This is a genomic window from Streptomyces malaysiense, assembly GCF_000980885.2.
Classification (GTDB): domain Bacteria; phylum Actinomycetota; class Actinomycetes; order Streptomycetales; family Streptomycetaceae; genus Streptomyces; species Streptomyces malaysiense.
On the sequence record NZ_LBDA02000071.1, the window covers coordinates 40507 to 62884 of the forward strand.

At 72.3% G+C, this 22378-nt stretch carries 20 protein-coding genes and 2 pseudogenes; 9 read left to right on the forward strand and 13 right to left on the reverse strand.

What is annotated here, in order from left to right; translation table 11 throughout:
• Positions 1-167 precede the first annotated feature (167 nt).
• Positions 168-542 (reverse strand): STAS domain-containing protein, encoded by a 375-nt coding sequence (locus VT52_RS27765; protein WP_046420787.1) that lies wholly within the window; start codon positions 540-542, stop codon positions 168-170.
• A gap of 348 nt (positions 543-890) precedes the next feature.
• On the opposite strand from VT52_RS27765, the gene VT52_RS27770 reads away from it, so the two are divergent.
• A complete protein-coding gene (locus tag VT52_RS27770; protein WP_046420788.1) occupies positions 891-1490 on the forward strand; it encodes an RNA polymerase sigma factor in 600 nt (199 codons plus the stop codon).
• Positions 1487-2737 carry a maleylpyruvate isomerase mycothiol-dependent enzyme family protein gene (locus VT52_RS27775; protein WP_240509898.1) on the forward strand — a complete coding sequence of 417 codons (1251 nt, stop codon included), beginning with the start codon at positions 1487-1489 and terminating at the stop codon, positions 2735-2737. Before VT52_RS27770 ends, VT52_RS27775 begins: the two co-directional genes overlap by 4 nt.
• 63 nt (positions 2738-2800) lie before the next feature.
• Here VT52_RS27775 and VT52_RS36135 read toward each other — a convergent pair.
• From VT52_RS36135 to VT52_RS27805, 7 genes and pseudogenes are all read right to left on the reverse strand, one after another.
• Positions 2801-2914, reverse strand: a pseudogene (locus VT52_RS36135) (DUF397 domain-containing protein); the annotation flags it as partial.
• A 217-nt stretch (positions 2915-3131) separates the two neighbouring features.
• On the reverse strand, positions 3132-3680 hold the full coding sequence (locus VT52_RS27780; protein WP_046420789.1) for an NUDIX hydrolase: 549 nt from the start codon (positions 3678-3680) through the stop codon (positions 3132-3134).
• A 13-nt stretch (positions 3681-3693) separates the two neighbouring features.
• The gene (locus VT52_RS27785; protein WP_046420791.1) at positions 3694-4815 is read right to left on the reverse strand and encodes an adenosylhomocysteinase; all 1122 of its coding nucleotides are present in this window, start codon (positions 4813-4815) and stop codon (positions 3694-3696) included.
• Positions 4816-4819: 4 nt separating this feature from the next.
• On the reverse strand, positions 4820-5317 hold the full coding sequence (locus VT52_RS27790; RefSeq protein ID WP_240509899.1) for a hypothetical protein: 498 nt from the start codon (positions 5315-5317) through the stop codon (positions 4820-4822).
• Positions 5318-5328: 11 nt separating this feature from the next.
• Positions 5329-5784 (reverse strand): hypothetical protein, encoded by a 456-nt coding sequence (locus tag VT52_RS27795; protein ID WP_079175318.1) that lies wholly within the window; start codon positions 5782-5784, stop codon positions 5329-5331.
• 55 nt (positions 5785-5839) lie between these two features.
• Positions 5840-7069, reverse strand: a complete 1230-nt coding sequence (locus VT52_RS27800) for a helix-turn-helix domain-containing protein (protein WP_046420793.1) — start codon at positions 7067-7069, stop codon at positions 5840-5842.
• Between the two features lie 462 nt (positions 7070-7531).
• Positions 7532-9028, reverse strand: a complete 1497-nt coding sequence (locus VT52_RS27805; RefSeq protein ID WP_046420851.1) for a class I adenylate-forming enzyme family protein — start codon at positions 9026-9028, stop codon at positions 7532-7534.
• A 110-nt stretch (positions 9029-9138) separates the two neighbouring features.
• On the opposite strand from VT52_RS27805, the gene VT52_RS27810 reads away from it, so the two are divergent.
• The 4 genes from VT52_RS27810 (at position 9139) to VT52_RS27825 (ending at position 13352) form a co-directional block, all read left to right on the forward strand.
• Positions 9139-10335 (forward strand): amidohydrolase family protein, encoded by a 1197-nt coding sequence (locus VT52_RS27810; protein WP_046420794.1) that lies wholly within the window; start codon positions 9139-9141, stop codon positions 10333-10335.
• On the forward strand, positions 10335-11468 hold the full coding sequence (locus tag VT52_RS27815) for an acyl-CoA dehydrogenase family protein (RefSeq protein WP_046420796.1): 1134 nt from the start codon (positions 10335-10337) through the stop codon (positions 11466-11468). The genes VT52_RS27810 and VT52_RS27815 overlap by 1 nt, the downstream gene beginning before the upstream one ends.
• Complete coding sequence (locus VT52_RS27820) at positions 11465-12337, forward strand: acyl-CoA dehydrogenase family protein (protein ID WP_420856313.1); 873 nt, start codon at positions 11465-11467, stop codon at positions 12335-12337. The genes VT52_RS27815 and VT52_RS27820 overlap by 4 nt, the downstream gene beginning before the upstream one ends.
• Before the next feature lie 541 nt (positions 12338-12878).
• Positions 12879-13352 carry an ATP-binding protein gene (locus VT52_RS27825; protein ID WP_046420803.1) on the forward strand — a complete coding sequence of 158 codons (474 nt, stop codon included), beginning with the start codon at positions 12879-12881 and terminating at the stop codon, positions 13350-13352.
• Positions 13353-13608: 256 nt separating this feature from the next.
• On the opposite strand, the gene VT52_RS27830 is transcribed toward VT52_RS27825, so the two are convergent.
• Complete coding sequence (locus VT52_RS27830) at positions 13609-14535, reverse strand: cyclase family protein (protein ID WP_046420805.1); 927 nt, start codon at positions 14533-14535, stop codon at positions 13609-13611.
• A gap of 86 nt (positions 14536-14621) precedes the next feature.
• Here VT52_RS27830 and VT52_RS27835 point away from each other — a divergent pair, with 86 nt between their 5' ends.
• The 3 genes from VT52_RS27835 to VT52_RS27845 are packed head-to-tail and all read left to right on the forward strand — an operon-like array spanning position 14622 to position 17757.
• On the forward strand, positions 14622-15536 hold the full coding sequence (locus VT52_RS27835) for an SDR family NAD(P)-dependent oxidoreductase (RefSeq protein WP_046420807.1): 915 nt from the start codon (positions 14622-14624) through the stop codon (positions 15534-15536).
• A 26-nt stretch (positions 15537-15562) separates the two neighbouring features.
• Positions 15563-16705, forward strand: a complete 1143-nt coding sequence (locus tag VT52_RS27840; protein ID WP_046420853.1) for an acyl-CoA dehydrogenase family protein — start codon at positions 15563-15565, stop codon at positions 16703-16705.
• Positions 16705-17757: an alcohol dehydrogenase catalytic domain-containing protein gene (locus VT52_RS27845; RefSeq protein WP_046420809.1), complete on the forward strand. Its 1053-nt coding sequence runs from the start codon at positions 16705-16707 to the stop codon at positions 17755-17757. The genes VT52_RS27840 and VT52_RS27845 overlap by 1 nt, the downstream gene beginning before the upstream one ends.
• 109 nt (positions 17758-17866) lie before the next feature.
• Here VT52_RS27845 and VT52_RS27850 read toward each other — a convergent pair.
• From VT52_RS27850 to VT52_RS27865, 4 genes and pseudogenes are all read right to left on the reverse strand, one after another.
• Positions 17867-18598, reverse strand: a pseudogene (locus tag VT52_RS27850) (GlxA family transcriptional regulator); the annotation flags it as partial.
• A gap of 69 nt (positions 18599-18667) precedes the next feature.
• Positions 18668-19264, reverse strand: coding sequence for a flavin reductase family protein (locus VT52_RS27855; protein ID WP_046420812.1), 597 nt, complete (start codon positions 19262-19264; stop codon positions 18668-18670).
• 77 nt (positions 19265-19341) lie between these two features.
• Complete coding sequence (locus VT52_RS27860) at positions 19342-20136, reverse strand: enoyl-CoA hydratase/isomerase family protein (protein WP_046420814.1); 795 nt, start codon at positions 20134-20136, stop codon at positions 19342-19344.
• Complete coding sequence (locus VT52_RS27865; protein WP_046420816.1) at positions 20127-22346, reverse strand: acetate--CoA ligase family protein; 2220 nt, start codon at positions 22344-22346, stop codon at positions 20127-20129. Before VT52_RS27865 ends, VT52_RS27860 begins: the two co-directional genes overlap by 10 nt.
• Positions 22347-22378 lie beyond the last annotated feature (32 nt).

Here is a 22378-nt window from a genome sequence, read left to right on the forward strand (position 1 = left end):
TGTTCGGACCGCCTTACGTGTGCGTGGGGGGTGATCTCGCGTTCCTCGCACGGAGCGTACGGCGTGGGTGACGGCAAAGTGACGGAAAACAGGGGGTTGTGCCAAGACCGGGGGAATTCCGCGACACGGACGACAAGGGGGTGACCGGGTGCGGCGGGCACGGCGGCTCAGGCCGACAGGGGTCCCGCCTCATCGCTCGTGGCGGTGTCGAGGTCCGGGTGGCAGTCGAAGAGGCGGCGCACGCCGAGCGCCCCGAGCACCCGGTTGACGTGCGAGCCGTCGTCGGCGCCCCGGTCCGGCAGGATCAGCCGCAGCCGCCCCTGGCAGGACCGGATCAGCCGGCGGGCGGCGATGAGCACGCCGACGCCGCTGGAGTCGCAGAAGAAGACGTCGGAGAGGTCCACGACCAGGCTGTGGTGGCCCTCGGCCACGACGTCGTGCACGTGTTGGCGCAGCACCGGAGAGGTCATGAGGTCCAGTTCGCCACGCACTTGGAGCACGGCCCAGTCGCCTCTTTCGACGCCGGTCACATTGAATGCCACGGCCCAGCTCCTCCGCTCGCGGGTTCTCCCGGAACCGCCCGGAACCGGAAGCCGTTCCTACGTTTCATTCCGCGCGGCTGCCCAGCCGCGTTTCCCTGAAACTCGATGCGGCAAACAGCACACGATCGTTCAAGGTCTTATTTCAGTCACTACCGATCCAATTCGATCGGATATGCGCGGCCCGTGCGTGGAGGAACTGTGAAGGGGGCACTATCACCTGCGGCGCTCCCGCGCCGCGCTTTGACACGAAGAGACGTGCTCCGCCGGGGTGCCGACTACATTCGGGACAACGGTCGCACGGACAACGGACACCGGCGGGCCGGACGACGGGCGAGGGGAGGGGACCCCATGGCCAAGAAGGACGCGCCACCGCGCTGGGACCGCAAGATGCAGCAGCGGCTCGCCCGTGGTGAGGCGGCCGCCCTGGGCGAGGCGTACGACCGGTTCGCCTCCCTGGTGCACAGCCTGGCCCACCGCGTCCTCGGCGACGAGAAGGCCGCCGACGCCGTGACCCGCGAGGTCTTCGCGCACATCTGGGAACACCCCGAGACGTACGACCCGAAGCGGGGCCCGCTGCGCACCTGGATCGCGGCCGTCACCCACCGCCTCGCCGTCCAGCGCCTGCGGGACCGGGAAGAACGGGGCCTCGGCGGACGGCCGGGCGAGGACCTGGACGAGGCCGAGGAACCGGTCGGCGGCGAGGACCTGGAGAGCAAGGTGCGCCGCGCCTCCGTGGCCGCCCGCGCCGACTACATCGTGCACTCCATGCCGGTCCCGCTGCGCCACGCCCTCGAACTGGCGTACTTCCAGCGCCGCGACTACCGCCAGACGGCCGCCGACCTGGGAGTCACCGAGGACGAGGCCCGCCGCCGGCTCCGTCTCGGCCTGCAACTGCTGTCCACCGCGCACGACGTGGGGGCTCCCCCGGGCTGCGGCGGTGCGGCATGAGCGGGGCGGCTGAGTTCCGGGCGGAGTTCGGGGAGCCCCGCGAGCGGCGCATGCCGACGCCCCGCGCCTGCGTGGAGGACGGCGGCCGCCCGCTGCCCGGCCCCGTCGACCGGGACGAGGGCGGGTCCGTGCCGCTCGACCTGCCCCACGACGTGCTGAAGTCGCTGCTCGGCGCGTGGGCGCTGGCCGCGTGCTCGGCAGCGGAGACGGAGGCGGTGGAGCACCACCTGGGCGACTGCGGCGGCTGCGCCGACGAGGCCCGCCGGCTGCGCGAGGCGGTCGGCCTGCTGCACCAGCACGAGACCCTCGACCTGGATCCGGCGCTGCGCACCCGCGTCCTGGAGACATGCCTCGACCGCCGGCCGCCGCGCATCCCGGTGCCCGAGTGGGCCGCGCCGTACGACGCGGAGGCCGCCCGCCTGGACGCGCTGCTCCAGGACTTCGGGGACGCGGAGTGGCATGCGCCGGTGCGGCTGCGGTGGTTCGAGGACGACGTCCGGACGAGCCGTCGTACGACCGTCGCGGGTGTGATCGCGCATCTGCTGGCCGTGGACGGCGTGATCGCGGCGGCGCTCGGCCTGGACGACCCGCTCGGGGACACCGACCCGGCGCCGGGCCCGACGGCCCGCACCGAGGCCCTCTGGCGGTCCACCCCCTTCCCGCAGACCCGCGCGGTCCGCGTGCCCTGGCGCGAGCAGACCCACGCCCTGGTACGGACGGTGTCCTTCACCGGCGGCGACACGGGCGGACTCACCGTCCCCTACGGCGGTTTCGACCTCCCGCTGCACGACGCGATGCTGGACCGCGCGTTCGGCTGCTGGGTGCACGCGGAGGACATCGCGGACGCGGTCGACTACCCCTACCGCCCGCCGGCCCCGCGCCACCTGAACAAGATGATCGACCTCGCCGTCCGCCTCCTGCCGGACGCCCTGGCCGCCCGCCGCCGCTCCGGCCTGTCCACCCCGCCCCGCACCACCCGCCACCTGACCCCCGCCGGCCACCCCGGCCGCACCCTCCGCCTGGAGATCGAGGGCCCCGCCGGCGGCGACTGGCTGATCCCCCTCGACTCCCCCTCCGCCACCCCCTCCACCGACCTGGAGGTCGCCCACGTGGCCCTGGACTCCGTCGAGTTCTGCCACCTGGCCGCGGGCCACCTCCTCCCGGAGGAAGCGGCGGCGGGCCAACTCGGAGACCGGGAGGCGATCAGGGACGTGCTGTACGCGACGGCGTCGTTGAGCAGGCTGTGACACATGAAAGGGCGCCCGGCGTAGTACGTGCCGCCGGGCGCCCTTCGCTGTTCCGCGCGGCGCCTACGAGAACTGACGGAGGAAGGCCTGCCAGGTCTCGCGGGAGACGGTGAGGAGGGGACCGTCGTCCTGCTTGCTGTCGCGGACGGCCCGGCCGACGGGGGCCGTGTCGGCGACCTCGACGCAGGCGGGCCGGTATCCGCATCAACTTCCAGGTAGATATCAGCAGTAGTGAGTAGACGTGTCTCTCGACGGAAGAGATTGGCGCATAGCGATGGCCAATGCAGGCGCATCTGTTCCTGCGCCACTTCTTACGTGCCCGGTTGTGTGCTGACAGCCGGACTGCCCCTGATGCCGTTCAGAAGGAGGAGCAGCCCGGACGTGAGCGGCGGCCTTACGCGCTCGCGGCGGCCATCACACGGGACCGCAGAGGCTCGGTCGTCAGCATGTCGGTGAACTGCCAGGAGTAGTTCGTGACCTCTTCCTCCTGCAGCTCGACCGCGTCCGCGGTGGTGCGGAACAGGAAGCGGAAGTCGAAGTGCAGGTGTTCCGGTTCGCCTTTCGCTTCGTTCGCCGGGATTGTGTGAACGTCGATGTGCAGGGGCGCCTCCCCGTCCGGCTCCACCTGATCGCGGCTGATGCCGGTCTCCTCCGCCAACTCGCGTAGGGCGGCGTCCCGCAGGCTCGTGTCGCTGCTCTCGACATGTCCGCCGGGCAGCAGCCACTCGCGCAGGGCGCGGTGTTCGATGATGAGAACGCGGCCGTCCGGGCGGACCAGGGCGGCACCGGCGGTGACATGTCCGCGAAACTCTTTGCGCGAGGCGATCGAGTCGCCGGCTTCCTCGATGCCCTCACGCAGGGTGGCAAGGGCGTCCTTCTCGTCCGGGTGGTCGGTGAGGTAGGCGCCGAGGGCGTCGCGCACGTGCTGTGCGGTGATCGACATGAGGCTGTTCCTCCTAGCGGTTGAAGTAGTTCAGCCACGTTCCGGCGATGGTCGCGCGATCCGTGGCGTCGACCTCGTGCATACCGGGTCCGAGATCTCCGCGCGTGAGATTTCGGATGCCCGCGAGAATTTCCGCCTGCACGAGGCGGATGAACGGGCCCACGCTGGCGCCGTGCAGGAAATTGACGGCGTTGCCGCTGTTGAGAAGGTAGAAGTAGTGGCCGATCGTCTGGTACCGGGTGACGTGTTCCCCGTTCGGGGTTCGCTGGTACACGGCAGGGAGACCGGCCAGGTCGAGTTCGTCCTCGCTGCTTGTGACCGTGGCGACGTAGGCGCCGTTCCGCAGGGCAGAGAAGTCTTCGCCCCGCAGTGACACGGCACCGGTCGCGCACAGGACGAGACCGGCTCCGTGCAATGCGGCGTCACGGTCCCTGGCGACGGTGAAGCCCTGCGAGAGTGCCTGTGTGCGTCGGACAGGGTCGACGTCGTGGACAGTGACCTGTACGCCTTTGGCGTGCAGCAGCCGGGCGATGCTCGAACCGAGCTTGCCGAAGCCGATCACCAGAGCCGGGCGGCCGTGCAGGATGTCACCGCGGCCCCTCATCAGTGCCTCGGTCGAGAACACGACCGACTGACCCACGAGGAAGTCCTCGGGATCCTTCAACGGGGAGCGGGCGACAGAGACGACCGGGCAAGGCAGTTTTCCGACGCCCGCGTACCGCTTGTGCCCGTTCTCCGTGTCCTCGACCACACCCAGAATCCGGCCTGAGAACCTTTCACACATCGCGCCGAGGGTCGACGCGAAGTACCCGCCGACATCGAGCAGCACGACAGCCTCACCACTCGCCCGGGACTCCATGTAGTCGACCGCGCTCTCAGGACTCTCGAACAGTTCCCGCGAGAGGACGTCGCACTGCGTCGTCCTCTCGATCTCGCGGCGAGCGGCGAGGTCGACGGACTTCGGCTTGGGCAGCACGGCGCGCAGGCCGGTGCCGATGCCCACGGCCCGCACGAACGAGGGGCGCTCGGGCAGCAGGTGCGTGATCAGGAAGGCCGACGGCTTCTCCGCAGGGGCGAAGGCGTGGGCGATACGTGCGAAGTACGAGTCGAGCCGGGCACGCTCGAACTGCTCCATTGGCTCAGTTCCCTTGGTCGGACGGTAAGACCCATGGCAGGTGGTGGACCTGCGCTGGTGCCGGTGAGTGGGATGGATGTCGGCCGGGGACGCAGGCTCCCGGGGGTGCCGGGTGCCGCGCGAGGAGCGGATACACCTGGAGGGAGTAGCGGGCGTCGTGGTCGGTCACGGCGAACATGAAGGCGTGGCCGGCGGCGAGGGCACGTAGTGCGTACTCGTACGCCTGGTCACCGCCGGCCCAGGCGCGCAGCTCGGCGTCAGGACGCGGCGCCTCCGGTCCCGCCACAGTCAGTGGCGCGTCCCCGAGGAACATGGCTCCGGGATCCGGAGACAGCAGCCGGGAGAGGTGGAGCGCTTCGGTGCGTAGCCAGCGTGCCGCTAGACGAGGAGACCGACCCCGATAGGTGGCGAGCAGGACCTCGCGGGAGCCGCCGAGGTCGCGGGCGGTCGCCTCGCAGCGGAAGGCGATGGGCGACCGCACCGAGGTACGCACGGAAGCCACCGGCGTGAGCGTCAGCACGGCCCAGATCGCAGCTCATGCTCCCGAGCCGCTTCCTCCGCCTCGATCAGCTGGTCGAACTGCATGTAGTACAGCTCGACTTGTGTCGAAGTGAGTACGAGCATCGTCTCGCAGGTGTCACCGTCCTCGTAGTGCACAGTCACCGGAACGGCGGCCTGTCGTGCGCGATGGTCGTAGGCGGCAGCCTGCTTCAGGGGCGTGACATGCGTGACCGAGACCGGCACCGGGCGCAGGGTGCGTCCGTCGGACCGGGCTCGCCAGTCTTCGCCGCCGCCGGGCGGGCGCAACTGGTACGACGCAGAAATGTCGCTCGGCAGAGCGACGACCACGCCGATCCTGCCCGCCTTCGCGAGGTCGAGAGCGAGATCGCCGAGGCGGGGATGGAACGATGCGCGGGCCGCTAACTCGACCCTCGGGACAGGACGTTGCTTCGAGGTCTGTTCACTCATGCCTCGAAGCTAGGAAGGTCTCCAGGAGACAATATGAATCGAAGGAATACGACCCCTATCCGTCGAGGTGGAACCGGTCCGACATGCGGCGCAGCTTCTCCCGGGTGGTCGCTCGCTCGGCGTACACGATGCTGCGCAGGGTTGACCGGGCGATGGGATGGTTGCGGATGAGCTGGGGCGCGATGCGCTCGGCCGTCTCCAGTTCGCTCAGTGCCTTGCTTCGATTCCCGTCCCACAGCCAGGCGCGCGCCAGGTCCATGTGATGGTGACCGCGGCGGGAGTTGGGGAGCGAACCGATCAGAGTCGGGCTCGTACGGCGGTTTATCGTCAGGGCCTTGTGTTGCTCGTGCATCTCCAGAGCCACGCTGATCGCGTGAATCTGCACATTGCCGGGGGAGAACGTCAGGCTGTGACGGTCGTACACGGGAGGTCCCTCGTACCCCGCCATCCGGTCGGCTGCGGTCCGTGCGTGAGTGATGCGGTCTTCGGCTTCCGCGCTGTGGCCCGCTCGTGCGGCGGAGACAGCCGCGCGAAGCTGGAGGGAACCCCACGCGCGGAGGGCGAGAGGCTCGCCCTGGTCGTACGCCTGTTGCACAGAGTGAATGGCCTTGTCCGACAGCGCGATGGCATCGTCCCAGTCCGCTGTGGCCCACATGTCCCAGACGCGCATCCAGTCGGCGACGGCGGGCATGACGGGGTCGGCCGACTGCCGGGCGGACCAAGCGGCTCGCTCACTTGCCATGGCGACCAGCTCGGGGTGTCCGAGAGCGTGCGCGGCGGTGTGGGCGAACTTGCAGCACACGGCGTAGATTGCGAACGCCTCTTCCCGCTCGTGCCCCGTGGAGACCTCGGCGAGGGCGCGTGCCTCGCGGAACAGGTCGGGGAGTACTTCCATGATGGACACGTTGGCGGCAGCGTCACGCAGGCGATGCAGACGAGCGGTCTCCTGCCAGAGTCGGTGGGCGGGCCGGGGGGTTCCGTCAAAGACCGGAGCAAGATCGTAGCGACGCAGTTCACGCGTGATCGCAGCGGCCGCTACCTGCCACTGGTTCTCGGTCGGGGAACTGTTGTACGGCCGCTCGATCAGGTCGTTCGGGTGAACGTGCAGCTCCGACGCCAGCCGGTTGAGCAGGCCGACACGGTCCAACTCGATGAGCCCGCGTTCCATCTTGGACACCCAGCCCTGCGTCTTGCCCAGAGCGGCAGCGAGGTCAGCTTGCGTCATGCCGAGGCGGAGCCTGGCGCGGCGGGCACGACGGCCGATCTCTTCAGCTTCTTCCAACATCAGCGCGCCCCCCCTATCGGTGGGGCGCCGACGGTCCAGTGGGCGGCGAGGCATGGTGCTCCATCCGTCGGGGCTTCTCCCTTTGACGGTACCGAGGCCGCGTGCCGCGTGTGGAGTACTCCAGGCCAAGGAAGCGCCCGTCGTCCGGCCGAGCTGAGGGTGAAGATCGCTGCTTCTGAACGCCGTGGTGACCGGCGGAGTATTGCCGCTGGGCGGGCTTCAGTAGGTGGTCAGGTCTACGACCACATCGAACAGGGGGGGCGTCCGACGGCTTCTGGGAGTGCTCGTTGTCGAGGCGGCTACACCAACTACTTCCTCTGGCTGGAGCCAAGCCAACCTCGGCAGCGCGGAAGACGCTTCCCGCAGCCCCCTGAAAATCGTGCAGGCGGCCTGGAGCGGCGTACCTTCTACGAGGTCGATCACGTCGGCCCCGTAGGTGAGGCCACCCTTGGGTGCCCGGATTCACGACGGCGAGAACCGCTCCCGCAACCTGTACTTCAGCACCTTCCGCAACGCCCCGTTCCGCGGCAGCTCCGCCACCACCTCCAGCCGTTCCGGGAGTTTGTGCGTCGCCAGCCCCCGGGTGCGGAGATACGAGACGGCCTCCGGCAAGGTCAACTCCACCGCGCCGGGCCCTCGCTCCACCACCGCGCACACCAACTCCCCCCGCGCCTCGTCCGGCAGACCTATCACCGCGACGTCCCCCACCGCCGGATGCCCGTGCAGCAGGTCCTCGATCTCCTTCGCGGAGATGTTCTCGCCCTTGCGGATGATCACGTCCTTGCGGCGGCCGGTGAGGACGAGGTGGCCGGTGGGGGTGAGGTGGCCCAGGTCGCCGGTGGGGAGGAAGCCGTCGGGGGTGAAGGGCGACGGGGAGGAGCCGAGGTAGCCGTGGCAGACGGCCTCGCCGCGGAGGTGGATCTCGCCGTCCACGATGCGGATGTCCATGCCCGCGGGTGGGCGGCCCTCCGTCGTGGCCAGGGCGGCGGGGGTGTCCGTGGGATCGCCCATGGTGATCATCGGGGCCTCGGTCATGCCGTAGCCGTGGGTGAGCTGCACGCCCAGTTCGCGGACCACCTGGTGGTACAGCTCGGGCGGCTTGGGGGCGCCGCCGCCCGCGAGGAGGCGGAGGGTGGGGATCAGCCTGGTGGCGGGCCGCTTGCGCTGTTCCGTGAGGAAGAGGGAGTAGAAGGCGGTGGAGCCGCCGGCCACCGTCACGCCGTGGCGGCGGTATTCCGGCAGGGAGTCCGGGAGGGCGAAATGTTCCAGGAGGAGGGCCGGGACGCCGTACAGCAGCAGCATCACCAGGTAGTCCGCGCCGCCCACGTGCGCGTAGGGGAAGGCGATCGAGCCCACGTCGTCCGGGCGCAGCCGCAGCGCGTGGGCCAGGCAGGAGCCCGCCGCGATCAGGGAGCGGTCGGAGTGCAGGACGCCCTTGGGGGCGGAGGTGGTGCCCGAGGTCCAGTAGATCCAGCGGACCGGGGTGCCGGAGGGGGGTGGGGAGGGGAGCGTGGCGGGGTCGCCGGTGGGGAGGGTGTCGTAGGCATGGAAGACGCCGGGGGCGCCCAGGCGGTGGGCCATCGCAGTGTGGTCGTGGCCGCGCCACACCCCCGGTACCGCGAAGAACTCCGCCCCCGACTCCCGTAGCGCGAAGCCCACCTCCCGGTCCCGGTAGAAGGGGATCAGGGGGGACTGGACGGCGCCGAGGCGGGCCAGCGCCAGGGACAGTACGGCGGTTTCGACGCGGGTCGGCAGCTGCCAGGCCACCACCGTGCCGGCGCGCACCCCCATGCCGTACAGGCCCGCCGCCACCCGCTCCGCCCGCACGCACAGTTCGCCGAAGGTAAGCGAGCGGGACGACTGGAGGAAGACCGGGCGGTCGGGGGTGCGGGCGGCGCGGCGGGCGGCCAGTTCCCACAGGGTGCGGGCGGAACCGAGGGAGCGCGCGGTCTCATTCATGATCGCCATGGGGTCGGGTCCATGTTTGCCACCTGCCTTGGCTGACGGATCGTCAGATGTCATGCTAACTGACGCTCCATCAGATGAGACCGGTCCGGCGGAGGGGAACCATGGCGACCGAACTGCCCCGCATCATCAGCGTCGACGACCACGTGATCGAGCCCGCCCACCTCTTCGAGACCTGGCTGCCGGCGAAGTACCGGGAGCGGGGGCCGCGGCCGCTCACCGCGGGGATCGGTGAACTCGCCTATGTGGGCGGGAAGTACCAGATCACCATGGACCCCGAGGGTCCGGCGACGGACTGGTGGATCTACGAGGACCTGAAGTTCCCGTACAAGCGCAACATCGCCGCCGTCGGCTTCGACCGCGACGAGATGACCCTGGAGGGGATCACCCGGGAGCAGATGCGGCGGGGGTGCTGGGACCCCAAGGCGCGGCTGGCGGACATGGATCTCAACCATGTGGAGGGCAGTCTGTGCTTCCCCACCTTCCCCCGCTTCTGCGGGCAGACCTTCGCCGAGGCGCACGACAAGGAGGTCGCCCTCGCCTGTGTGCGCGCCTACAACGACTGGATGGTGGAGGAGTGGTGCGGGGACAGCGGGGGGCGGCTCATCCCGCTGTGCCTGATCCCGTTGTGGGACGTGGAGCTGGCCGTCGAGGAGATACGGCGGAACGCGGCGCGCGGGGTGCGGGCCGTCACCTTCTCCGAGATCCCGGCGCACCTCGGGCTGCCGTCCGTCCACACCGGCTACTGGGACCCGTTCTTCGCGGTCTGCCAGGACACCGGCACGGTCGTCAACATGCACATCGGCAGCAGCTCCCAGATGCCCGCCGCCTCCCCGGACGCCCCGCCCGCCGTCCAGGCCTCCCTCAGCTTCAACAACGCGATGGCCTCGATGATGGACTACCTCTTCAGCGGGGTCCTGGTGCGGTTCCCGGGCCTCAGACTCGCCTACTCCGAGGGGCAGATGGGGTGGGTGCCGTACGCCCTGGAGCGCGCCGACGACGTGTGGGCCGAGCACCGGGCCTGGGGCGGGGTGCGGGATCTGGTGCCCGAGCCCCCGTCGACGTACTACTACCGCCAGATCTACTGCTGCTTCTTCCGCGACAGGCACGGCGTCGCCTCGCTCGACGTCGTCGGCCGTGACAACGCCACCTTCGAGACCGACTACCCGCACGTCGACTCCACCTTCCCGCACACCGAGGAGATCGCCCTCGACCATGTGCGGGGCCTGGACGAGGAGACCGTGTACAAGCTGATGCGGGGCAACGCCATCCGCATGCTCGGCCTCGACCTGGACCGGTGATGGACCTCTCCGACACCCCCGAGGAGGCCGCGTTCCGGGCGCGTCTGCGGGAATGGCTCGCCGAGGCGGTGCCCGCCGCCGGGCCGGAGCCCGATCCGGCCGACTGGCCGGGGCGCCGCGCCCATGACCTCGGCTGGCAGCGGACGCTGTACGACGCCGGGTACGCCGACGTCCACTGGGACGCCTCCCCGGCGCTGCGGATGATCTTCCTGGAGGAGTCCGAGAAGGCGGGCGCGCCCTACGTCGGGGCGAACTTCGTCGGACTGCTGCACGCGGGGCCGACCATCGCGGCCGAGGGCACCGACGCCCAGCGGGCGCGCTGGCTGCCGCCGATCCTGCGCGGCGAGCAGGTGTGGTGCCAGGGGTTCAGCGAGCCGGACGCCGGCTCCGACCTCGCGGCGCTGCGCACCCGGGCCCGCCGGGACGGCGACGACTACGTGGTCACCGGCGGCAAGATCTGGACCTCGCACGCGGAGGTCGCCGACTGGTGCGAGCTCCTCGTCCGCACCGACCCGGACGCGCCCCGTCACCGGGGGATCACCTGGCTCGCGCTGCCGATGGACGCCGCGGGGGTCACCGTACGGCCGCTGCGCACGCTCGCCGGGTCCACCGAGTTCGCCGAGGTGTTCCTGGACGAGGTGCGGGTGCCTGCCGCCAACCGGGTCGGCGCGGAGAACGACGGCTGGCGCGTCACCATGGTCACCCTCTCCTTCGAACGCGGTACCGCCTTCGTCGGCGAGGTCGTCGCCTGTCGTCGTGTGCTGCGCCGACTCGCGGGCGCGGCACGGGAGAACGGCCGCTGGGACGACCCCGTGCTGCGCCGTGCGCTCGGCCGCCTGGACGCCGAGTTCCGCGCGCTGTGGCGGCTGACCCAGTGGAACGTCAGCGAGGCGACGGCGAACGGGGGTGTGCCGGGGGTCGCCGGCTCCGTCTTCAAGCTCCGCTATTCGACGGCCCGCCAGGACCTGTACGACACCGCCGCCGACGTCCTCGGCGCCGGTGCCCTCGACCTGGACCGGCCGTGGGTGCTCGACCGGCTGTCGTCGCTGTCGTACACGATCGCGGCCGGCACCTCGCAGATCCAGCGCAACATCGTGGCCGAGCGGATGCTGGGGCTGCCGAAGGGGAGATGAGCGTGCGCTTCGGACTCACCGATGATCAGAAGGCGTTGCGGACGGGTGTGCGGCGGCTGCTGGAGCGGCGGTTTCCCCGGGAGGCCCTGCGCGCGGCGGTGGACGCCCCCGGCCGGCTCGACCGGGAGCTGTGGCGGGCGCTCGGGGAGGCGGGATTCTTCGCGCTGCGGCTGCCGGAGGCGGAGGGCGGGGTGGGACTCGGGCGCCCCGAGGCCGTGCTCGCCTTCGAGGAGGCCGGGCGGGCGCTGCTGCCGGGGCCGCTGGTGGCCACGCACCTCGCGGCGGGGGCCGTACCGGGCGCGGCGGGCGGGGAGGTGGCCGTGGCCGCCGTCGACGGGGAGCTGGTGGAATGGCTGGAGGCGGCGGACGTCGTCCGGGGGGACGTCCGCGGAGCCGTGCCGCTGCGGTCGGTCGATCCGCTGACCCCCCTGCACCGGGTCCCGCACCCGGCCGCCGCCGACCCCCTCGCGGTCCTCCTGACCGCCGCCGAACAACTGGGCAGTGCCGTACGGCTGCGCGAACTGGCGGTGCAACACGCCCGGACACGGCAACAGTTCGGGCGGCCGATCGGGGCGTTCCAGGCCGTCCAGCACCTGTGCGCGGACCTCCTGGTGCGGGCCGAGACCGCGCGGGCCGCCGTCTACGCGGCCGCCGTCACCGGGGACCCGGGCGACATCGCGGCCGCCCGGCTGCTCGCCGACGAGGCCGCCGTGCGCGGCGCCCGCGACTGCCTCCAGGTGCACGGCGGCATGGGCTTCACCTGGGAGGCGGACGTCCATCTGCATCTGAAACGGGCGTGGGTGCGCGCGGGGCGCTCCGGCGGAGTCACGGAGAGTGAGGAACTGCTCGCCGCCGCGCTGGTGCGCTGAGCGCCGCTGCTCTGCACCGGGAGCAAAGCCATGGCCCAAGATGTCGCGGATCGTGGCGTCTCGGAATCACACAGCGTCGATACCGGGTTGTGTCCTTCACGAGGGCTCGTCACGGCCCGGAGTCGGCGGGCGCTCCGGTACCTTGTGTGGGATGCGAGTGGCTGCGAACGCGGGCGATGCCGGCGGTGCCCCCGGGGCGGCGCCGGGACACGCGGTGCGCGCCGCTGCTCGCCGGGCGGACCGGAGTGAGGTCCCCGTCTGTTCGACTCCCCGGCGCAAGCGTCGCACAGTATCCCCCACGCGTACTCCTTCGCGAGGGAATATGCCCGAAGCGCTTGTTGGGGTGACTGTACGTCAACCATGCTGTGAGGCAAGGAGATCACGTTCCGTGACCCTTGCTCTGGCTGTTGTCCAGGCCATGCAGGAAATGGCTACGATCGTGGCCCTCGTGATCGTCGTCACGGCTCGCGCCGGGGCGGTTCGATGGCGTGGGAGCGCGGTCCCGCCGGTTCGGATGGTGTGAGCGGTGCAGGTGCTTCAAGTGCAGCTGGAGATCCGGCCCGACCCCGCGGAAGTGGGGCGCGCCAGGAAGTGGGCCCGCTCGCGGCTCGACGGGCTGGGCATAGCGGCCGACGAGCCGGTGGCCGAGACGCTGGTCCTGCTCGTCTCCGAGCTGGTGACCAATGCCGTGGTGCACACCGGCCGCCCGGCGGTCCTCAGACTCTCCCTGCCGGCCGCCCAGGCCCCCGCCGCCCCCTCGCCCACGGTGCGTGTGGAGGTCACGGACACCTGCTCCCGCGCCCCTGTGCCGCGCTGCGCCGGCAGTGACGCCACCGGCGGCCGGGGCCTCGCCCTCGTGGACTGCCTCGCCGACCGCTGGGGCTGGAGCCGTGAGGGCGCCGGCAAGAGCATCTGGTGCGAGGTGGACGGCGGCGCGCGCCGGGAGGGGAGCGCCGCGGTGGCGTACGGGGGCGGTCCGTCCGCGTACGAGGACTTCGCCTTCGAAGCGGTGTAGCCCGGGGCGTCGCGGTGCGCCGGGGGGATGCCTCCGTGCGCGGGCGTCGTGAACCGGCCGCGTGTCCTGAACTGCCGCCCCGGCATTGACGATCCATGCCCGACTGAACACGCTGGTGTGCGTCGATCCGCCGCGAGGGGACGGCGAGGGCCGGGCGGTGGCCAGGGGTCCTCGCCGAGAGCGGGTCGCACCGGACGGCGGCGCGGGCGTGCGGCGCAGGGGGGCGACCGCGCCGCCGGCCGGTGAAGCGCGGCGGTCAGAGGACCGCCACCGGTGCCACCGGCGATCCCGTCGCGCCGGCGAACGGCTCGGGCGTCGCCGACAGCAGGAACGCGTGGCGCCCGGACTCTCCACAGGCTGTGGACAACTCTTCCAGGTTCCAGTTCTGGCCCTGGAGCATCCCCATCTCCACCAGGTGCAGCGCGTGCACCGGCAGCCACAGACCGTCGATCTCGGGCGGGAATATCTCGAACGTGAGCGTGTCGCCGGCGACGGCGGCCACATCGCGGGCGTGGAACCACTCCGGTGTGCGGATCGACAGTCCGGGGGAAGGATGGCCGTACCCGTGCCGGTCGCCGCCGAGGTACACCCGCATCTGGCCGGTGCGCACCAGCACGATGTCGCCGGCGCGCACCCGCACCCCGCCGAACTCCTCCGCACGCTCCAGGTCCTCCGGTGTGACCGCGTGGCCCCCGGGCAGCCGCTCCGCGCCCAGCGCCCCCGCCACGTCCAGCAGCACCCCGCGCGAGACGACCGGCGGCACCCTGTGGATCCCGGAGAACTCGGCGCCGCCGTGCGCGGTCACGGTGGACGCGGGGCGGCCGTTGTAGAGCCGTCCGCCGTGCGAGACATGGGGCAGCGCGTCCCAGTGCGTGCCGGCCTGGAGGCCCAGGGTCACCATGTCGTCGCTGCACGCCACCGTGCCGGGCCCGAACAGCTCCTGGTTGATCTGCGTCATCGCGTGCAGCGGATCGACCCGGCCCGGGATCACGCCCGTCTGCACGCCGTCGTGGGTGAGGGGCAGCGCGAGCGGCACCCGGCGGCCCGTGCGCACCTCGGCGACGGCGCCGCGCACGACCTCGTCGGTGACCAGGTTGAGCGTGCCGGTCTCGTCCTCGGCGCCCCACCGCCCCCAGTTGTTCACGCGCTCGGCGATCTCGTGGAACTCCTGCGGCAGTGTCATCCGGTGCCTCCCCGGGGCTTGTGTCCGCGCGTGAGCCGGGCCATAAAATCTAACGGACCGTCAGAAACCGCGGGAAGGGGCCGGGCGTGGGGAACTTCTTGGCAGGCAAGGTCATCGCCGTCACGGGCGCGGGGCGTGGGATCGGCCGGGCGGTCGCGCTGGCGGCGGCGGGGGAGGGGGCGCGGGTCGTCGTCAACGACTACGGCGTCGCGACGGACGGCACGGCGCCGACCGGCGAGGTCGCCGCGGCGGTCGCGAAGGAGATCGGGGCGGCGGGCGGGGACGCGGTGGCGGTCGCCGACGACATCTCCACGATGGCGGGCGGACAGCGGGTCGTGGACACCGCGCTGGAGGCGTACGGGCGGCTCGACGGAGTGGTGTGCGTCGCCGGCATCCTGCGCGAGCGGATGCTGTTCAACATGACCGAGGAGGACTGGGACCCGGTCGTCGCCACCCACCTCAAGGGCACGTTCACCGTTTTCCGGGCGGCCGCCGCGGTGATGCGGCGGCAGCGGTCCGGGACGCTGATCGGCTTCACCAGCGGGAACCACCAGGGCTCCGTTTCCCAGGCGAACTACAGCGCGGCGAAGGGCGGGATCATCTCGCTGGTGCGCAGCGCGGCGCTGGGGCTGCACAAGTACGGGGTGACGGCGAACGCGGTGGCGCCGGTGGCGCGGACGCGGATGTCGGCGAACGTTCCCATGGAGCTGACCGGGATGGGGTCGGCGGGGGACGTCGCTCCGCTGGTGGTGTACCTGCTCTCGGACCGGGCGGCGGAGGAGGGGATCACCGGGCAGGTGTACTCGGTGGCGGGGGCGAGGATCGCGGTGTGGGCCCAGCCGCGCGAGCTGCGCTCCGCCTGTGCCGAGGGCGGGTCCTGGACGCCGGAGCGGATAGCGGAGTTCCTGCCGGGGGCGGTGGGGGTGGATCCGATGCCGATGCTGTCCCGGCTTTCGGCGATGGAGGAGGCGGCGAGGTCGGGGGCTCGGCCGAACGCCTGATGGAGTTCTCAGCGGAGGCGGGACTCATGGATTTCGGATTCGGTGAAGAGGACGAAGCCTTTCGAGGTGAGGCGCGGCAGTGGCTTGCCGCCAACGTCGGTGCGGCGGTCGGCCGCCGGGACTGGGAGCGGACCCTCGGCAAGGACGGCTGGGTCGGACTGGGCTGGCGGGAGGGCGGGTTCGGGAACCGGACCGGGTCGCTCACCCAGCAGGTCGTCTGGGCGGAGGAATACGCCCGTTCCGGCGCGCCGCCGAGGTCGGGGCACATCGGCGAGAACCTGTTCGCGCCCACCCTGATCCAGCACGGCACCGAGGAGCAGAAACGGCGCTTCCTGCCGCCCGTCGCCGCCGGTGCGGAACTCTGGTGCCAGGGGTACAGCGAACCCGGCGCCGGGTCCGATCTCGCGGCGGTGCGGACGAGGGCCGTACGCGAGGGGAACCACCACCGCGTCACCGGGCAGAAGATCTGGACCTCCCTCGCCCACGAGGCCGACTGGTGCTTCGTGCTGGCGCGGACCGAGGAGGGGTCTCGGCGGCATCGCGGGCTGAGTTTCCTGCTCGTGCCGATGGACCAGCCGGGCCGCGTCGAGGTACGCCCGATCCGGCAGCTGACCGGGACCAGCGACTTCAACGAGGTCTTCTTCGACGGCGCCAGGGCGGAGCACGTCGTTGGCGCGCAGGGCGACGGATGGAACGTGGCGATGAGCCTGCTCGGCTTCGAGCGCGGGGTCTCCACACTGGCCCAGCAGATCGGCTTCGAGGAGGAGTTGAAGAGGGTCGTGGAGACAGCGGTACGCAACGGTGCCGTGCGCGACCCGGTCCTGCGGGAGCGTCTCGTCCGTCAGTGGGCCGGTCTGCGCACCATGCGCTGGCACGCCCTGCGCACCCTGGGGGGCGCGAGCGGGCCCGGGGCGCCCAGCGTCGCCAAGCTGCTGTGGGCCGACTGGCACCAGCGGCTGGGCGAGTTGGCCGTACAGGTGCGGGGCGCGGAGGCGGCCGTGGGGCCGGCCCGGTGGTCGGCCGAGGAGCCGTACCGGCTCGATCCTGACCAGCACCTGTTCCTCTTCTCCCGGGCCGACACCATCTACGGCGGCTCGGACCAGATCCAGCGCACGATCATCGCCGAGCGCGTGCTCGGCCTGCCCAGGGAGCCGAAGGGGGACGGGTGATGCGGGGCGTGGTGTTCGACGGCCGACGGGTACGGGTGGTCGACGATCTGTCGGTACGGGAGCCGGGGCCGGGCGAGGTGCTGGTCGCGATCGCCGCGGCCGGACTGTGCCACAGCGATCTGTCGGTGGTGGACGGCACCATCCCGTTCCCGGTGCCCGTGGTGCTCGGGCACGAGGGCGCCGGTGTGGTGGAGGCCGTCGGCGCGGGGGTCACCCATGTCGCGCCCGGCGACCACGTGGCGCTGTCCACGCTCGCCGGCTGCGGCACCTGCCCGGAGTGCGGCCGGGGCCGACCGACGATGTGCCGGCACGCGATCGGGCGGCCGGGACGGCCGTTCACCAGGGCGGGGGCGGAGCCCGTCCACCAGTTCGCCGCCAACTCCGCCTTCGCGGAACGCACCGTCGTCCAGGCGGTCCAGGCGGTCCGCGTCCCCGACGACATGCCCCTGGAGTCCGCCGCGCTGATCGGCTGCGGGGTGCTCACCGGCGTGGGCGCCGTGCTGAACCGGGCCCGGGTGCGGTGCGGGGACAGCGTCGTCGTCATCGGCACCGGCGGCGTCGGCCTGAACGTGCTCCAGGGCGCGCGGCTCGCGGGCGCCCTGCGGATCGTGGCCGTGGACGCCAACCCGGCGAAGGAGGCGATGGCCCGCGAGTTCGGCGCGACCGACTTCCTGACCTCGGCGGACGCGGTGCGGGAGCTGCTGCCGACGGGGGCCGGGCACGTCTTCGAGTGCGTCGGCCGGGTGGAGCTGATCCGGCAGGCCGTCGACCTGCTCGACCGGCACGGCCAGGCGATCCTCCTCGGCGTGCCCCCGGCCGCCGCCGAGGCGTCCTTCCGCGTCTCCACCCTCTATCTGGACAAGTCGATCCTGGGCTGCCGCTACGGCTCCGCCCGCCCCCAGCGCGACATCGCCCTGTACGCCGACCTGTACCGCCAAGGCCGCCTGATGCTCGACGAGTTGGTGTCGGCGGTGTATCCGGTGGAGGACTTCGAGAAGGCGCGGGCGGACGCGGAGGCGGGACGGGTGGCGCGGGCCGTGCTCACGTTCTGAGCCGGCAGCCGCCCGCCGGCCCCCTTCACGGGCGCGGGCCGTGCGTGCGGAGGGGCCGGTCGGCTTCCGGTGTCGTGCGGCGGGGCGCCGGCGGTGCGGGCGCGTGTCGTCAGGCGTCCGCGGCGAGCGCTCTGAAGGTCCGCCGGTAGGCCGTCGGTGTCACTCCCAGCGCCTGCCGCACGTGCTGCCGCATCGACTGCGCGGTGCCGAAGCCCGACGTCCGGGCCACCTGGTCCATGGGGAGGTCGGTGGTCTCCAGCAAGTGCCGGGCGCGCTCGACCCGTTGCCGGCTGAGCTATTGCCCGGGGCTGGCGCCGACCTCCTCGCGGAAGCGGCGGGTGAAGGTGCGTACCGGCATGGCCTCCCGCTCGGCCAGGTCGCGCAGCTGGATCGGCTCGTGCAGCCGGGCCGGCGCCCAAGGCCGGGCGCCGGTGGTGGCGGCGAGCTGGGGGTCGGGCACCGGACGCTCGATGTACTGGGCCTGGCCGCCGTCGCGGTGCGGGGGGACGACCATCCGCCGGGCCACGTCGTCGGCGACGCCCGTGCCGAAGTCGCGGCGGACCATGTGCAGGCACAGGTCGATCCCGGCGGCGACCCCGGCCGAGGTCAGCACGTCCCCGTCGTCGATGAACAGCACGTCCGCGTCCACCTCGATCCTCGGGAACAGCCGCTGGAAGTGGTCCGCCTCGGCCCAGCGCGTGGTCGCCCGGCGGCCGTCGAGGCAGCCGGCGGCGGCGAGCACGTACACACCGGTGCAGATGGAGGCGAGCCGGGTGCCGGGCCGGACCAGCGCGAGCGTGGCGGCCAGTTCCTCGGTCAGCCGGCCCTCCTCGAAGACCGGCGGCGGCGCTGATGTCCCTGGTGATCCGCGGGGTCCGGCCGCCCGAGCCGGTCCTCGCCGCGGGCTGACCTATTCGGCGAGCCCGCCGAACCGGCCCCGGTGGAAGAGCAGCGGGGCCGGGGGGTCGTCGGCGCTGCCGAGGGCGTCGACGCGCCCGGTCACGATCAGGTGGTCGCCGCCGGGGTGGACCGCCTGGAGGGTGCAGTCGATCCAGGCGGCGGCGCCCAGCAGGCGGGGGGAGCCCGTGCGCGGGGCGGGGGTGTGCGGGACGCCCGCGAACTTGTCGGCGCCGCTCACCGCGAAGGCCCGGCACAGGCCGGCCTGGCCGGCGGCGAGGACGTTGACGCAGAAGACGCCGGCGCGGGCGATGCGGGGCCAGGTGGTGGACGTACGGGCCACCATGAAGCAGACCAGGGGCGGATCCAGGGAGAGCGAGGCGAAGGACTGGCAGGCGAAACCGGCCGGGCCGCTCCCGCCCTCGCCGGCCGGTGCCGTGATCACCGTGACCCCGCTCGCGAAGGTGCCGAGGACGCGGCGGAACTCGCGCTGGTCGACCGGTGCCCGCTCGTCCTCCCGCACGCAGCGCAACTCCGGGCGCGGCAGCGGATCCACCGGGTTCAGGCCCAGGTAGCGGACGGCTGCGGCTGCGGCTCCTGCATGTCCCATCACCCCTCCATTGAAACTGACGGAGCGTCAGACCGGAAGGGGTGCGAAGGGCCGGTCCGCGGGCCGGGCGGACGGTCTCAGCGACCCCGGAACTCCGGGCCTCTTCGCTCCGTGAACGCCCGCAGCCCCTCCCCGGCGTCCTCCGTCGTCAGGTTGATCTCCTGTGCCCACGCCTCCGCCGCGAAGGCGGCCGGACGGTCGCTGTCGAGGGAGGAGTTGAGCAGGTGCTTGGTGAGGGCGAGGGCACGGGTCGGGCCGGTGGCGAGCCGGGTGGCCCACTCGCGGGCCGTCTCCGTCAGCTCCCCGTCCGGGAGCACCCGGTTGACGAGGCCGAGCCGCTCCGCCTCCGGCGCGGACAGGGCGTCGCCGAAGAACATCAGCTCCTTCGCCCGCTGGAGACCGGTCAGCCGGGGGAGGAGGTAGGCCCCGCCCGCGTCCGGTACGAGTCCGCGTCGCACGAAGACCTCGATGAAGCGGGCCGACTCGGCGGCCAGGACCAGATCGCAGGCGAGGGCGAGGTGCGCGCCGAGGCCCGCCGCGGTGCCGTTCACCGCCGCGATCACCGGCTTCTCGCAGTCGAGGACGGCGGCGACGAGGCGCTGGGCCCCGGTGCGCAGGGTGCGGGCGACGTCGCCGGGGATCCGGGTGGCGGGGGAGCCCGTCCCGGAGCGCAGGTCGGCGCCCGCGCAGAAGCCCCGGCCGGTGCCGGTGAGCACCACCGCCCGCACGGACGGGTCGGCGGACGCCTCGGCCAGCAGGTCGACGAGGCGGTCGCGCAGCGCGGGGGTGAGGGCGTTCAGGGTCTCCGGACGGTTCAGGGTGAGGTGGCAGACGTGGTCGCGCACCTTGTGGGCCACTCCGGTCACCGGCACACCACCAGCGCGTCCAGCGCCACCGCGCCCTGGCCCCGGGGCAGCACCAGCAGCGGGTTGATGTCCAGCTCGGCGATGTGATCGCCCAGTTCGAGGGCCATGCGCTGGACGCGCAGGATCACCTCCACCAGGGCGTCCGTATCGGCGGGCGGCCGCCCCCGCACGCCGTCCAGGAGGGCCCGGCCGCGCAGGTCCCCGAGCAGGGCGCGGGCCTCGTCCTCGCCGAACGGGGGCACGCGTACGGCGGTGTCGCGCAGCACCTCGACCAGGACGCCGCCGAGCCCCGCGGTCACGGTCGGCCCGAACAGCTCGTCGTGGGTGACCCCGACGACCATCTCCACACCCGGCTCCACCATCTGGCACACCAGGATGCCGTCCAGCGGGACGCCCTCGTAGCGCGCGATGTCGTTCATGTCGCGGTACGCGTCGCGTACTTGGCTGGCCGAGGTGAGGCCGACGCGCACCAGGCCGAGTTCGCTCTTGTGGGCGAGCCGGTCGCCGGAGGCCTTCATCACCACCGGGTAGCCGATCTGGGCCGCCGCGCGCACCGCCGCCGCGGCGCTGGTCACCAGCTGTTCGCGCGGCACCCGGATGCCGTAGGCGCGCAGCAGCTGCTTGGCCGCGTGCTCGCTGAGCTGCCGCCCGGGGCTCATCAGGGCGGCCGCCTTGCGGAAGGAGGGGGAGGGGGTGCGCGGGGCCTCGTCGAAGGGCGAGCGGTAGCGGGCGGTGAAGCGGTGGTGGTCGAGCCAGGCGCGCACCGCCCGCAGGCAGTTGCCGACGGTACGGAAGGTGGCGACGCGGGAGGAGCCGAGGAGGACGTCCCGGTACGCCGGCTCGGTGCCGACCGGCGATCCCCAGACCACGCAGACCAGCTTGTCCGTCTCCTCGGCCGCGTCCACCAGATCGCGCACCAGCCTGTCGCTGAGCGGCGGGAAGGGGCCGGTGACCGGGCAGATCAGGGCGCCGACCGAGGGGTCGGCGAGCAGCGCGTCGATGATCTTCCGGCCGCGTGCGTCGCCGACCGGGTGGCCGCCGTTGTCCACGGGGTTGGCGACGCCGAGGTACTCCGGTATCCACTGGTGCAGTTCGGCCTGCTTCGCCGCCGAGAGGGCCGGCAGCGACAGTCCGGCCGCCGCGGCGAGGTCGGCCACGTGGGCCCCGGTGCCGCCGGAGATGGAGTAGACGGCGACGCCCTCGGCGAGCGGGGGCCTGGCCCGCGCCAACAGGGCGGCGGTGTCCTGGAGTTCGTCCAGGCCGTCGACGCGGATCACGCCGTACTGGCGCATCGCGGCGTCCACCACGTCGTCGGCTCCGGTGAGCTTGCCGGTGTGCGAGGCGGCCGTACGGGCGCCGGCCTCGGTGCGGCCCACCTTCACCGCGACCACCGGCACGCCCCGGCTGGCGGCGCGGTCGGCGGCCAGCAGGAAGGCGCGGCCGTCCTTGAGGCCCTCCACGTACGCGGCGATCGCGCCCACCTCGGGCTGTTCGGCGAACCAGGAGATGAAGTCGGCGCTCTCCAGGTCGGCCTCGTTGCCGGTCGGGGCCCAGTGGGAGAGGCGGATGCCCAGCTCCTGGAGAGCGAAGACGGGGCGGCCCTGGTGGCCGGACTGGGTGATCAGCGCGATCGCCGGTCCGTCGAGGTCGTCCCGGAAGCGCTCGAAGGCGTTCAGGTTGGTGTTCGGGCCGAGCAGGCGCAGCCCGGAGCGGCGTACGGCCTCCGTGAGCCGGCGCTGGGCCGCCGCGCCCGCCTCACCGGTCTCCGCGAAGCCGGACGCGAAGGCGACGGCGAACCTCACCTTGGCCTCGGCCAGTTCGCCGATCACGGGGAGCGGATCGGCGATCAGCAGGACGGCCAGGTCGACCTGTTCGGGCAGCTCGGCGACGGAGGGGGCGCAGGGGACGCCGAAGACGGCCGGACGGGTCGGGTGCACGGGGTGCACCCGGGCGCCGACGCGCCCGGCCCATGCCAGCAGCTGCCGGGTCATGCCGGTGTTGGGGCGGCCCTCCGTGTCGGAGGCGCCGATCACGGCGACGGACTCCGGGCGGAAGAAGCGGCTCAGGTCCGGTACGTCCGCGTGCAGCGGGCGCCCGCCGACGTCGAGGTCGTCCACCCGGCCGTGCACGGCGGGCCCGGACCGCCGCTCACCGCAGGCGATGATCCGGGCGCGGCGGGAGTCGGTGGTGAGTGTCCCGTGGGTTGATCCAAGCATCGGTCCGCCCCGCTCCTGTGAGACAGCATGAG

Bases quoted from the DNA above. Each gene is read 5' to 3' on its own strand.
- VT52_RS27770 (WP_046420788.1), top strand. From the start codon at position 891: ATGGCCAAGAAGGACGCGCCACCGCGCTGGGACCGCAAGATGCAGCAG.
- VT52_RS27775 (WP_240509898.1), top strand. From the start codon at position 1,487: ATGAGCGGGGCGGCTGAGTTCCGGGCGGAGTTCGGGGAGCCCCGCGAG.
- VT52_RS27780 (WP_046420789.1), bottom strand. From the start codon at position 3,680: ATGTCGATCACCGCACAGCACGTGCGCGACGCCCTCGGCGCCTACCTC.
- VT52_RS27785 (WP_046420791.1), bottom strand. From the start codon at position 4,815: ATGGAGCAGTTCGAGCGTGCCCGGCTCGACTCGTACTTCGCACGTATC.
- VT52_RS27795 (WP_079175318.1), bottom strand. From the start codon at position 5,784: ATGAGTGAACAGACCTCGAAGCAACGTCCTGTCCCGAGGGTCGAGTTA.
- VT52_RS27800 (WP_046420793.1), bottom strand. From the start codon at position 7,069: ATGTTGGAAGAAGCTGAAGAGATCGGCCGTCGTGCCCGCCGCGCCAGG.
- VT52_RS27805 (WP_046420851.1), bottom strand. From the start codon at position 9,028: ATGAATGAGACCGCGCGCTCCCTCGGTTCCGCCCGCACCCTGTGGGAA.
- VT52_RS27810 (WP_046420794.1), top strand. From the start codon at position 9,139: ATGGCGACCGAACTGCCCCGCATCATCAGCGTCGACGACCACGTGATC.
- VT52_RS27815 (WP_046420796.1), top strand. From the start codon at position 10,335: ATGGACCTCTCCGACACCCCCGAGGAGGCCGCGTTCCGGGCGCGTCTG.
- VT52_RS27820 (WP_420856313.1), top strand. From the start codon at position 11,465: ATGAGCGTGCGCTTCGGACTCACCGATGATCAGAAGGCGTTGCGGACG.
- VT52_RS27830 (WP_046420805.1), bottom strand. From the start codon at position 14,535: ATGACACTGCCGCAGGAGTTCCACGAGATCGCCGAGCGCGTGAACAAC.
- VT52_RS27840 (WP_046420853.1), top strand. From the start codon at position 15,563: ATGGATTTCGGATTCGGTGAAGAGGACGAAGCCTTTCGAGGTGAGGCG.
- VT52_RS27845 (WP_046420809.1), top strand. From the start codon at position 16,705: ATGCGGGGCGTGGTGTTCGACGGCCGACGGGTACGGGTGGTCGACGAT.
- VT52_RS27855 (WP_046420812.1), bottom strand. From the start codon at position 19,264: ATGGGACATGCAGGAGCCGCAGCCGCAGCCGTCCGCTACCTGGGCCTG.
- VT52_RS27865 (WP_046420816.1), bottom strand. From the start codon at position 22,346: ATGCTTGGATCAACCCACGGGACACTCACCACCGACTCCCGCCGCGCC.